Below are 12,746 nucleotides of genomic sequence, written 5' to 3' on the forward strand. Positions count from 1 at the left end.
CCGGGAGTCCGCTCCCGGCACGGTTCCTTGGATCGGCGTCAGAAGCGCACGTCGAGACGGAGGTCGGCGGTGCGCGGGGCGGTCGGCGTGGTCATGCCGAAGCTGTCGATGATCGACGGCCGCACCTTGTCCTCGATATTGCGCACCCGGGCCAGCACGCTCCAGCGCGCCCCGTCGGGTTGCCAGGACAGGGTGGCGTCGGTGCTGGTGTACGACGGCACTCGGTACGTCAGGAGCTGGCTCGGCACCGCCAGCACGTAGCTGCCGCTGGCGCGCGCGAACACGCCGCCGGTCAGCTGGCCGCCGCCAAGCGCCACGCGCTGCTGGTAGCCGAGCGTGTAGACATGGCTGGGCGCGCGATCCAGCTTGCGGCCGGCCCAGGACACCGCCGGGGCGGGCATGTAGCTGACATAGCGCGCATCCAGCAGGGTCACGCCGTAGTTCAGTCGGCCGCCGCTGCCGACCCGCAGCTCGCCATCAAGCTCGAGGCCGCGCGAGCGTGCCTGGCCGGCATTGGTGGTGAGCAGGCGCGGAGCGCCGGCGACGATGGCGTTGCCGGTCAGCTGCAGGTTGGTGTAATCGTAGTGGAAGGCCGAGGCATTGACCGTCAGTCGCCCGCCCAGCAGGCGCGACTTCAGGCCGGCTTCCCATGCGCGCAACTCTTCCGGCTGGTAGTAGAGGAAGTCGGAAGAGACCGCGGCGGCGGCCGGGCAGGGAATGCCGAGGGCGCTGGTGCCGGTGACGCAGCCGTCGTTGAAGGCGCCGGCCTTGTAGCCGGTGGCCAGGCTGGCGTAGGCCAGGGTGCCCGGCGCGAGGTCGGCTTCCACGCCCAGGCGCCAGGTGGTGCGCGCGGTCGACAGGTCGGCCGCGTTCAGCAGGCGGCGGTCGGTCGCCGGGTTGAACACGGGGCCCTGCTGGAAGTCGGTGGATCCGACGCGCCACTTGTGGTCGAGAGTGCGGCGTGCACCGGCCGAGAGGCGCAGGTCGTCGCGCAGGCGCCAGCTCAGCTGGCCGAAGACGGCCTTGCTGCGCGCATTGGTCACCAGCGGAAACGAATAATAGGGCGGCAGGCCGACCGGACGCAGGCCCTGGAAAGCGTAGCTCGTGTCCGACTCTTCTTCGAAGTGATACAGGCCGGCCTGGATTCCGAGCGGCCCACCGCCATTCGTGGCAATTCGCAGCTCGTGCGAGTCCTGGCGGTTGGCGCCGTCGTAGCTGTTGATCACGCCGAGGGCGACCGGGGGCGCCAGCGAGATGCGGTAATAGTAGTTGTTGACCATCTGCTGGTCGAGCTCGCGGTGCGAGCCAAGATAGTAGACCGTGGTGGCGCCGAGGTTCCAGCTCATGTCTGCCGACAGGCCGCGCGCGCGGCGTTCCTGCTCGCCCTGCACCGGGGCGATGTTCGCCGGACGGAACGCCATGGTCAGGCGCTCGCCGGTCGACGCGCCGCGCCAGACCGGATTGCGGTCGGAGACGCCGCTGTAGAAGTTGGTGTCGGGAACGATACGGTCGTTGTTGTCGCTGACTTCGCTGTGGTCGTAACGCAGCAGAAGTGAGGCGTCGCCGCCGATCGCGAGTTTCGCGCTCAGGCGCGCATCGCGGTCGTCGCGGTCCATGCCGGGACGGAAGGAAGTTCCCTGACCGTTCTTCAGGAACGGATCCTGGCGGCGAACGCTGACGGCGGCGCGCAGGGCCAGCGCATCGTTGACCGGCAGGTTGACCATGCCCTCGACCTTGCGGTTCTGGTAAGTGCCCGCTTCGACCGTAACGCGGCCTTCCCGCTGGCGGGTTGGAGCGTTCGAGATCACGTTGACCAGGCCCGCCGTGGTATTGCGGCCGTACAGCGTGCCTTGCGGGCCGCGCAGCACTTCGATGCGGTCGACGTCGAGGAAGTTGGCGGTCTGGCCGGCCGGCCGCGCGATGTAGACGCCGTCCAGCATGAAGGCGGCCGAGGGGTCGCCCTTGTCGGTGGTATCGTTGTTGCTGATGCCGCGGATGGTAACGCGCAGGCCCGAGAAGGCCTGGTCGATGTGCACGTTCGGCAGGCGGGCGCCGAGGGCGGCGGGATTGTCGGCCCCGAGCTCGCGCAGCTGTTCGCCACTCACAACGCTGATTGCGACGGGCGTGCGCGAGGCCACGGAGGTGGTGCGCTGGGCGGTGACGAGGACTTCCGGTACCGCGTTGTCCTGCGAATTCTGTTCCTGGGCATGCACGAGGTTCATGCACATGCTCGAGACTGCGACGGCCAGCAGCGAGTGCGCCGGTCGGACCTGCTTTGCTTTCATCTAAAACAACTCCCTGATTTTGTTCTTGTAACATCACCCCGTAGGGTAGGCGGCCACAGTGCTTATCGGTATTGAAATGTGTGGGACGCTGAGGAGACGAAGTCTAGCAGGTAGTGATCGGAGGAAATAGCTATTTGAAGTAATTGAACAATAATCCGACTTTGCTACAACGTTCCTTGTGCATTCTGTCCATTCGGTCTATACATGTGGTGGCACTGCACTTGTCATAATGGCACGTCGATGTGACCCCGGCATGACCACTTGCGTGCGCCGCCGCCAGGACAATTCGCTTATGTTTCGCGCAATAAAGAGCGCCGCACGGCGGCGCGATGAAGGAGACCGCATGATGCCATTCCGACGCGCCGGCCTGGCCACGATCCTGTCCTGTGCCGCGCTGGCGACGGCCTCGGCCGAGGACGACACCAGTAAAGCCGCCAGTAAAGCCACCTACAGCAATCCGCTGCCACTGCGCCTGGCCGACGGCAGCCTGGCCGAAAGCTGCGCCGATCCCTCGCTGCTGCGCGACCGCACCACCTCGCCCACGGTCTGGTACATGTATTGCACCATGGACCCCGTCAGCCACAAGGAGCGCGACGGCAAGGGCTGGAAATTCCGCATGATGCCGGTGTACCGCTCGGTGGACCTGGTCAACTGGTACTTCGTGCGCGACACCTTCGACACCCGCCCTGCCGGCCTTGCCGGGCCCAAGGCCGGCCTGTGGGCGCCGGAGCCGGTCTACCAGAACGGCAGCTATTACCTCTACTTCACCGTGACCGACGTCGCCGACGCCCACAGTCCGGAAAAGGGCTGCGAATCCGACAGCGGCATCGCGGTCGCCACCAGCGCCTCGCCCTCCGGTCCCTGGACCCCCGCCAGGGAGTTGGTGGTGCCGCCGCGCCGCGCCGGCGCCGGCTGCAACTTCCACTGGACCTTCGACCCCGACGTGGTCGAGGACGCCCAGGGCGACCGCTTCCTCTACTACGGCAGCTACGGCGGCGGCATCTATGTGCAGCGCCTGGCGCGCGATGGCTTGAAGACTGAGGGCGACGCCGTGCGTATCGCCGCCGACAAGCGCTACGAAGGCGCCGAAGTCGTGCGCCACGGCGGCTACTGGTACCTGTTCGCCTCCAGCACCGACTGCTGCCGCGGGCCGCTGACCGGCTACGCGCTCTACGTCGGTCGCGCCAGGAGCCCGGAAGGTCCGTTCCTCGACCGCCAGGGCAACGACATGGCGGCCAGCCGGGTGGGCGGCACGCCGCTGCTGCAGCAGAACGGCAACCGCTGGATCGGCGCCGGCCACAACTCGGTGTTCCAGGACCCGGCCGGCCAGTGGTGGACCTTCTACCATGCGATTGACCGCAACCAGGGCTACTTCAGCGTGAAGGACAAGCTGACCCGCCGTCCGCTGCTGCTGGACCGCATCGACTGGATCGACGGCTGGCCGGTCGCCAACCGCGACCAGGGCCCGTCCGATACGCCGCAGGCGCGGCCGGCGGTCAAGGCCGGAGCGCGCACGACTGCCATGGCCCCTGTCAAAACGGCGCCGTCGACGACCCCACTCTGGCTTGACCGCTTCGAGGGAGGCAAGCTCGACTCTCGCTGGAGTTGGGTGCGCCCGCAGGCGGCCGGCAGCTGGGCCAGCGGCCAGCCGGGCCTGCGCATGTCGACCCAGGCCACCGACCTGCACGTCGACACCAATAGCGCCGCGGTGCTGGCTTCTGCGCTGCCAGGCGGCGACCTGCGCATCGAAGCGCGCATGCGCCTGGACGCGCCGCTCGAATGCTGCGTGACGCCGGTGCAGGCCGGCCTGGTCGTGATGCGCGACGACGACAATTACCTCAAGCTGGTGGAGCTGGCCCACGAGGGCCTGCGCCAGGTCGAATTCGGCAAGGAGCTGGCGCCGGTGGCCAAGGGCTATCCGCGCTACGGCAACACCGTGGTGGGCACGCCGGGCGAGTGGACCTGGCTGCGCATCGATATCGAGCGCGGCTTCGGCCCGGGGGGCCAGGAGGAGCGCTACACCGCCTGGTCGAGCCAGGACGGCAAGGACTGGGTGCGCGGCGGCGCCTGGACCCATACGCTCGGCAGCGGCGCGAAGCTGGGCCTGGTGGCGATGGGCGGCGCCGGCCATGCCGTCACCTTTGGCGAGGTGCGCGTCATGCGGCTAGGGCGCTAGATTGTCCGGTTCAGCCGGACGACCCTGGCTAATAATTATTTGCTAGTATTTCCTCATAAAATTGAATCCACGCGATTCCAACACAGCCAGGAGACAGGATTGACCCGTTTGGCATTGCGTCCCGGCGGCGCGGCGCTGCTGCTGTCGGTGCTGCTCAGCGCACCGATCGCCGCGCGCGCGCAAACCGAAGTCCGCATGTGGACGCTGCTCAGCGGCGGCGACGGCGCGCGCATGGCGGAGCTGGTGCAGCGCTTCAATGCCAGCCAGCGCGAGGTGAGGGTGGTCAGCACCACCCTGAAATGGGGCGAACCCTTCTACACCAAGCTGATCACCTCGTCGGTGGTCGGCGCCGGCCCTGACATCGCCACCGTCCACCTGTCGCGCATGACCAATCTCGCCGGCGGCGGCGTGCTGCGCCCGATCGCGCCGCACGAGCTGCAGGACGCGGGCCTGAACCCGAACGATTTCTACCCGCGCCAGTGGCAGAAATCCCAGCACGCCGGCCAGACCTATGCGATCCCGCTCGACCTGCACCCGCTGGTCCTGTATTACAACAAGTCGCTCGTGGGTAAAGCCGGCCTGCTCGATGCATCCGGCGGCTTGCTGCCCATCGAGGGCTTCGACGCGCTCACCAATGCCTTCCGCGCCGTGCGCCAGGCCACAGGCCGGCCCGGGATGACGATGGAGAGCAGCCAGTCCTCCTACGCCATCTGGCGCCTGTGGATCTCGATGCTGGCCCAGCGCAATGCGCCGCTGATCGAGAACGGCCGCTTCGCCTACGGCCAGGCCGGGGTCGACTCGCTGGCGCGCATCGCCGGCTGGTTCAAGGCCGGCTATGCCCAGCCGGGCCTCGACTATCCCGCCTCGACCAGCCAGTTCATGGGCGGGAACGCCGGCTTCATGATCAACGGGGTGTGGGAAGTGCCCGAGATGGTGCGCGCCACCCGCCAGGGCACGCTCGGCTTCGACTACGGCATCGTGCCGCTGCCGCGCATGTTCGGCAACGACAGCGTCTGGGCCGACTCGCACGCCTTCGCGATTCCCGCCAACGAGGGCCGGCCGATGTCGCAGGAAAAGGCGCGCGCCGTGATGCGTTTCGTCGCATTCGTGAGCAAGAATTCCTTCGGCTGGGCCGAGGGCGGCCATGTGCTGGCCTACCGCCCCGTGGCCGAATCGGACGCGGCGCGCGCCCTGCAGCCCAACAGCGCCTATGCCGGCGTGCCGCAGCACGTGATCTACGACCCGGACGCCTGGTATATGGGCGCGGCCGGGCCGCTCGAGGCGATGGCCTCCAAATACCTGCCGGCGGCGCTGTCCTCCCAGCTTTCGCCGGCCCAGGCGTTGCGCATGTTCGAGACCGAAGCTGCGCGCCTGATCAAGAAGCGCCCGCCGCGTTATTGAGTACAGCCGATGCCCGCGACCCGACCCACCGTGAAGAGAGGCGATGCGCTGCCTGCGGCGCTGCTGCTGGCGCCGTTCGCGCTGACCTTCGTCCTGTTCTTCTTCCTCCCGGCGCTCGACACCTTCTACATGAGCCTCACGGAGAGCAGCCTGACCCGCACCAACGCCTTCATCGGCCTGGACAACTACCTGACACTGGTGCAGGATCCGTCGTTCTGGGCCGCGGTCGGCAACACCTTTTATTTCGCCCTGCTCACCGTGGTGCCGCTCACCGTGCTCGGCCTGGTGATGGCGCTGCTGGTGAACCACTTCACGCGCGCCAGCAGCTGGCTGCAGGGCGCCTTCTTCCTGCCCTTCGTGCTGCCGATCTCGGTGATGACCCTGATCGCGGACTGGATGCTGCAGCCTTCGTCGGGCGTGGTGAACTACGTGCTGGGCATGCAGCGCGCCTGGTTCGCCGACCTCACCTGGGCCATGCCGATGGTGGCGATCGGCACCATCTGGTGGACGGTCGGCTTCAACATGCTGATGTTCCTGGCGGGCCTGCGCAACATCCCGGCCGAGCTGTACGAGGCGGCGGCGCTCGACGGCGCGCGCGGCTTCACGCTGTTCCGCACCATCACCTGGCCGGCGCTGCGCCCGGTGGCTGGCATGGCCCTGGTGCTGCAGCTGATTGCCTCGATGAAGATCTTCGGCCAGACCTACATCATGACCACCGGCGGGCCCTTCAACACCACCCGCGTCACCCTGCACTATATGTACGAAACCGCGTTCACCCAGAGCGACGCCGGATATGCGGCGGCGATCGCCATGGCCTTCGTCGCGATCGTGATCGCGCTGTCGCTGGCGCAGGCGGGGTTCGTGGCCTGGCTGGCGAGGAGGGACGCATGAAGCGGCAAGCTAACCTTGCCTGGACCGTCATCGGCGCGATCGCCGCGCTGCTGTTGGCCGCCATGTGGGTGGCGCCGCTATTGTGGGCGATGAGCACCGCGCTGCGGCCGGAACACGAGACCGTGTCCGCCGTGTTTCACTGGCTGCCCCAGGACTGGACGCTGGCGGCCTTCAGCAAGGTGCTGGCCGCCGGGAACGTGGGACGCTGGTTGTTCAACAGCGCGCTGGTCGCCTTGCTGGTCACCGTCGTCACCATGGCGCTCAGCTTGACGGCCGCCTACGCCTTTTCCCAGCTGCGCTTCCGCGGCCGCGGCCTGGTGTTCGCCATCACCATGCTGGCCTTCCTGGTGCCCTTCGAGGCGCTGCTGGTGCCGCTGTTTCGCATGATGAACCAGCTCGGCCTGATCAACAGCTATGCCGGCATCGTGCTGCCGCAGGTGGTGGCGCCGGTCGTCATCTACGTGTTCAAGCAGTTTTTTGACGCGATCCCGGCGGACTTCCGCGAGGCCGCCGTGATGGATGGCGCGGGGCCGCTGCGCATCCTGTGGAGCGTGTACCTGCCGGTGTCGGGCAACATCGTGTGGGCGATGGCCATCGTCACCTTTATCGGCGCCTGGAATAACTTCCTGTGGCCCTTCATCATCGTGACCTCGAACGACATGATGACCATCCCGCTCGGCCTGACCCAGACCTACGACGCCTTCGGCGTGCGCTACGCCCAGCTGATGGCGGCCGCCCTGATCGGCGCGCTGCCGGTGGCGCTGGCCTACGTCGTGTTCCAGCGCCGCGTGACCCACGGCTTCCTGGCCGCAACCGGACTGAAAGGATGAACGAGAGGATGATTCGCACCACCCTGGAGACCCCATGGCATCCGTACGCCTGACCGGCATCACCAAGCAGTACGAGGACAACCCGGTCCTCAAGGGCATCGACCTCGACATCGCGGACGGCGAGTTCGTCGTGCTGGTCGGCCCTTCGGGCTGCGGCAAGTCGACCCTGCTGCGCATCGTCGCCGGCCTGGAAGACGTCAGCGCGGGCAGCGTGGAGATCGGCGGCGTGGCCTGCCAGGGCGTCGAGCCGGCCAAGCGCGGCATCGCGATGGTGTTCCAGAGCTATGCACTGTACCCGCACATGACGGTGGCCGAGAACATGGGATTCGCCCTCAAGCTTGCGGGCGTGCCGCGCGCGGAAATCGCGGAACGGGTGGCGCGCGCCGCCGAGATCCTGCAGATCGGCCACCTGCTCGAGCGCCGTCCCAAGGCGCTGTCGGGCGGCCAGCGCCAGCGGGTGGCGATCGGCCGCGCGATCGTGAGGAAGCCCCAGGTCTTCCTGTTCGACGAGCCGCTCTCGAACCTCGATGCCGCGCTGCGCGGCCAGACCCGGGTCGAGCTGGCGCGCCTGCATGCCGACCTGAAGGCGACCATGATCTACGTGACCCACGACCAGGTCGAGGCCATGACCCTGGGCCAGAAGATCGTGGTGCTCAACGGCGGCCACATCGAGCAGGTCGGCACCCCGGCGCAATTGTACGAGCGCCCCGCGAATACCTTCGTGGCGGGCTTCCTCGGCTCGCCGCGCATGAACTTCCTGCCCGGCGCGCTGGCGGGCGAGCAGGATGTCGTTGCCCACGTGCGCCTGGCCGGTGGCGTCCAGGTCGACGTCGCCGTCGACGCATCGCGCGCCGCGCCGGGCGCCGCGGTGACGCTCGGCGTGCGGCCGGAACACCTGCGGGTGCTGGCGGACGGGGAGGGCGGCGGCATTCCCGCCACCGTCGCCCTGGTCGAATACCTGGGCGACGCCGTGATCGTGCATGCCCAGGTCGACGGCGTGCCGGAGATGATCTCCGTGAAGTGCCGCGCCGGCGGCGGCGTGGCTGCGGGCGCGCAAGTACGGCTCGGCTTCGACGCCGGCGACGGCCATCTGTTCGATGCGGACGGCGCCGCCTTGCCGCGCGTGCCGCAGATGCGGTGAGCGGCGGGGCCGGGGGCCGCGCGCGGCGGCCAACCATGACCGACATCGCCAAGCTGGCAGGGGTGTCGCAGTCCACCGTGTCGCTGGTGATCAACCAGATGAGCGGCGCCAAGGTCTCCAGCGAGACCCGCAAGCGCGTGCTGCGCATCGCCCACGAAATCGGCTATCCGGTCGAGCGCCATGGACACGGCGTCGACGCCGCCCGGCGCAACCTGATCGTCTACCTCACCGACGAACTGTCCACCAGCCCGCACGCGATGCAGACCATCGACGGCGCCCGTGACGCGGCCTGGGAGCACGATTGCCTGCTGTCCGTGTTCGCCACCCGCAGCGACCCGGAATACGAGACCGCGGTGCTGGGCCGCGTGCTCGGAAATCCGGCCCTGCTGGGCGTGGTCTACGCGACCATCTTCACGCGCGCGGTGACGGTGCCGGCGCTGCTGGCAAACGTGCCGACGGTGCTGCTCAACTGCCACACGCGCGACCGCCTGTATTCCTCGGTGGTGCCGAGCGAGGTGCTGGGCGGTTATGCGGCCACCATGCACCTGCTCGAGCGCGGGCACCGCCGCATCGGCCTGGTGAACGGCGAGGGCTGGATCGAGGCGGCCGCGGAGCGCCTCAAGGGCTATCGGCAGGCGCTGTCCACGCGCGACATCCCGTTCGAGCCGGCGCTGGTGCGCGAGGGCGACTGGCAGGTCAGCAGCGGCCACGAACACGCCTTGCACCTGCTGCGATTGCCGGACCCGCCCACGGCCCTGTTCTGCGCCAACGACCTGATGGCGGTCGGCGCGCTGGAAGCGGTGCGCGAACTTGGCCTGGACGTCCCCGGCGACGTGTCGGTGGTCGGCTACGACGACCAGGACATCGCCCGCTATACCCAGCCACCGCTGAGCACGGTGTTGTTGCCAAACTACGAAATGGGCAGATGGGCTGCCGAAAGTTTGATCGCCCAGGTCAACGGCGGCGTGGTGCGGCGCACCTCCATGAAGATGGATTGCCCTATGGTGGAACGCGATTCCGTGGCCGCCCCGAAGGCCGACTGACCCCTTCCTTGAGTGCGCCACCCCGGCGCAATTTCAGCTAGCTTTTGTCATATTGGTCATAAATTATGACTAATAAGGATTCCAATATCGGCAGGCCCGGCCGCGCGCAGCGGTCGCCGGCCCGTTCACCGTTTTCAGGAGACACTCGATGACGACCTTGAAAGTCCGCCCGGTCTGCGCGGCAGCCATGCTGCTGTGCGCCCATATCGGCTTCGCGGCAGCCCAGACCGCCCCTGCCCCGCAATCCACCGACCAGCAATCCGCGCCGACCGCCGAAGACGCGGTGCGCGCCGCGGCCGGCCCGGACGCCCAGGCCGCCCCCGCGCCCGCCGGCGGCGCGATCCAGACCGTGCAGGTGACCGGCCTGCGCGCCAGCATCCGCTCGGCCGAGCAGATCAAGCGCGATAGCGAACAGGTGGTCGATTCGATCAACGCCGACGACATCGGCAAGTTCCCCGACCGCGCCGCCGGCGACGCCCTGCAGCGCGTGGCCGGGGTGCAGGTCGGCCGCAACCTGGGCGAGACCAACAGCGTGATCATCCGCGGCCTGCCCGACGTCATCACTTCCTTCGAGGGCAACGAGATCTTCACCGGCACCGGCCGGCGCCTGTCCTACCAGGACTTGCCGGTGCAGTCGATCGCGGGCCTGGACGTCTACAAATCGGCCACCGCCAACCAGCTCGAGGGCGGCATCGCGGGCGGCGTCAACGTGCGCCTGCGCGCGCCCTTCGACTTCAAGGGCTATACCGTCACCGGCCAGGTGGAGGCGCGCCGCAACTACGTCGAGGGCAGCGACGCCACCAGCCTGGACACCAACCCGGGCGGCAGCATCCTGATGACCAACCGCTGGAACACCGGCCGCGGCGAGATGGGCTTCCTGGTGGACGTCGCCTACAACAAGGAAAACTGGGCCTTCCCGACCCAGTGGGTCGACCGCCCGGACCGCATCTTCTCGGTCGGCCAGGACGGCACGGCGATCCGCCTGAACGACGACCAGCCGATCGCGCCGCTGCGTCCCGGCGACCGCCTGGGCGAGCTGCCGAATATCGGCGGCGTCTACAACGCGGGCGACCGCGAGCGCGGCAGCATCCACGCGGCCTTCCAGTGGAAGATCAATCCGTCCACCGAATTCATGACCCAGTACCTGGGCACCTCGTATCGCGGCACGCGCGAGACCGACTACATCATGAACATCGCGACCTGGGCGCCGCGCCTGACCAACGTCCAGCTGGCGCCCGATTCGGCGGCCTGCCAGACCCCGAACGGCTCGATCTGCCTGATCCGCGCCGCGAGCGCCCCGGCCGCGCAGTTCGGCGGCCCCTACGACTGGGACCCCTACACCGCGACCAGCACCCAGGCCTTCAAGGAAAGCACCGACACCCACTACCTGAACTTCGCGCTGAAGTACCGCGAGGGCCCGCTGTCGGTCGACAGCAACCTGGCGTTTACCCGCTCGGACTTCATTAGCGACGGCGTGATCGTCGACCAGCAGATCCCGGGCGCCAGCTCCTCGGTCTACACCTACGGCAACGACGGCCACGGCGGCTTCAACAACATTATCACGCCGACCAGCAGCAACCCGTTGCAGGACCCGAACCAGTTCGTGCTGCGCGGCCTGGTCCAGAACTGGGGCGAGTCGCGCGGCGAGCAGACGCAGTTCCGCACGGATGCGGTGTACCGCCTCGGCGACGGCTTCATCACGGCGATCACCGGCGGCATCCGCCTGTCGAGCCGCGACGTCGAATTCCACGGCGCCGACCGCCCGACCGACCTGCAGGGCGCCGTGCGGCCCTCGCCGGTGGCCGCCTTCGGCCCTTCCTTCCAGACCCTGGTACCCGGCATGGACCGCCTCGGCGGCCCCTGGATGACGCCTTCGCGCGACTTCCTGCTCCACCAGTCGGACCAGGTGCGCGCCTTCTACGGCCTGGCGCCGGGGCGCCTGCCGGAAGACCCGAACCGCATGTTCGACCAGCGCGAACGCACCGCGACCCTGCACCTGGGCGCGCGCTGGAAGGCTGCGCTGGGCAATATCGGCGTGACCGGCAACGTCGGCGGGCGCCTGATCAAGGTCGACCGCCAGCTCTCCGGCCAGGCCCAGATCGGCAATGTGATTTCCCCGATCGACGTCGACAGCGACGAAACCAACTTCCTGCCGAACTTCTCGGCCCTGGTCAACTGGACCGATCGCCTGCAGTCGCACGTCAGCGTCGGCAAGACCATCACCCGGCCCGAGTTCTCGCGCCTGAACCCGGCACTGTCGCTGGTGCCGCCGACCGTCAACGCACCCGGCACCGGCTCGGCCGGCAACCCGAACCTGGCGCCGACCAAGTCGGTGAATACCGACGCCACCATCGAGTACTACTTCCAGAAGAACGGCTTCGCCCAGCTGGCGCTGTTCCACCGCGATATCGACGGCTACCTGCAGAACTTCGAGCTGGCCGAAGTCATCAACGGCCAGAACTACCGCGTGAGCCGGCCGCAGAACTCCGGCAAGGGCACCTTGCGCGGCGCCGAATTCGGCATCCAGAAGTTCTTCGACTTCTTGCCGGGCGCCTGGAGCGGCCTGGGCGCGCAGTTCAACTACACCTGGACCGACGGCGACAACGAGACCCGCACCGACTTCAACAGCGGCGAGTATCGCAAGACCGCGCTGGTGGAAGTGGCCAAGCAGAGCTACAACTTCACGCTGCTGTACGAATACGGCGGCTGGACCGGCCGCCTGGCCGCCACCCGGCGCGGCAAGTACGTCGAGCAGATCGCCGAGCCGCGCTACGGCCAGGACCGCTGGGTCAAGGCCTCGACCTACGTCGACCTGAGCGTCGGCTATGCGCTCACGCCAAACCTGTCGCTCAACTTCGACGCCATCAACCTGACCAAGGAGCGCTACGAGAGCTACCTGGGCAACCCGGAGCGTCCACGCGACATCCGCTACAACCCGACCACCTACGGCATCAGCCTGCGCTACCAGATGTAAGGGGA

Annotated in this window: 8 protein-coding genes; 7 read left to right on the forward strand and 1 reads right to left on the reverse strand. The window is 67.9% G+C overall.

Features of this window, described 5'->3' with window-relative positions; translation table 11 throughout:
- Positions 1–38 precede the first annotated feature (38 nt).
- Entirely contained in the window at positions 39–2,222 is a 2,184-nt protein-coding gene (locus LQ564_RS22615; protein ID WP_231060373.1) for a TonB-dependent receptor, read from the reverse strand.
- A gap of 406 nt (positions 2,223–2,628) precedes the next feature.
- On the opposite strand from LQ564_RS22615, the gene LQ564_RS22620 reads away from it, so the two are divergent.
- The 7 genes from LQ564_RS22620 (at position 2,629) to LQ564_RS22650 (ending at position 12,741) form a co-directional block, all read left to right on the forward strand.
- Complete coding sequence (locus tag LQ564_RS22620) at positions 2,629–4,461, forward strand: family 43 glycosylhydrolase (protein WP_231060374.1); 1,833 nt, start codon at positions 2,629–2,631, stop codon at positions 4,459–4,461.
- Between the two features lie 99 nt (positions 4,462–4,560).
- Positions 4,561–5,862, forward strand: a complete 1,302-nt coding sequence (locus tag LQ564_RS22625; RefSeq protein ID WP_231060375.1) for an extracellular solute-binding protein — start codon at positions 4,561–4,563, stop codon at positions 5,860–5,862.
- Between the two features lie 30 nt (positions 5,863–5,892).
- The gene (locus LQ564_RS22630) at positions 5,893–6,753 is read left to right on the forward strand and encodes a carbohydrate ABC transporter permease (protein ID WP_231060376.1); all 861 of its coding nucleotides are present in this window, start codon (positions 5,893–5,895) and stop codon (positions 6,751–6,753) included.
- Positions 6,750–7,583, forward strand: a complete 834-nt coding sequence (locus LQ564_RS22635) for a carbohydrate ABC transporter permease (protein WP_231060377.1) — start codon at positions 6,750–6,752, stop codon at positions 7,581–7,583. The genes LQ564_RS22630 and LQ564_RS22635 overlap by 4 nt, the downstream gene beginning before the upstream one ends.
- A gap of 34 nt (positions 7,584–7,617) precedes the next feature.
- Positions 7,618–8,724 carry an ABC transporter ATP-binding protein gene (locus LQ564_RS22640; RefSeq protein ID WP_231060378.1) on the forward strand — a complete coding sequence of 369 codons (1,107 nt, stop codon included), beginning with the start codon at positions 7,618–7,620 and terminating at the stop codon, positions 8,722–8,724.
- Between the two features lie 35 nt (positions 8,725–8,759).
- Positions 8,760–9,767, forward strand: a complete 1,008-nt coding sequence (locus LQ564_RS22645; protein WP_231060379.1) for a LacI family DNA-binding transcriptional regulator — start codon at positions 8,760–8,762, stop codon at positions 9,765–9,767.
- 148 nt (positions 9,768–9,915) lie between these two features.
- Positions 9,916–12,741: a TonB-dependent receptor gene (locus tag LQ564_RS22650; protein WP_231060380.1), complete on the forward strand. Its 2,826-nt coding sequence runs from the start codon at positions 9,916–9,918 to the stop codon at positions 12,739–12,741.
- The last annotated feature ends 5 nt before the right edge of the window (positions 12,742–12,746 follow it).

The sequence above is a fragment of the Massilia phyllostachyos genome (assembly GCF_021044825.1).
Lineage (GTDB): Bacteria > Pseudomonadota > Gammaproteobacteria > Burkholderiales > Burkholderiaceae_D > Telluria > Telluria phyllostachyos.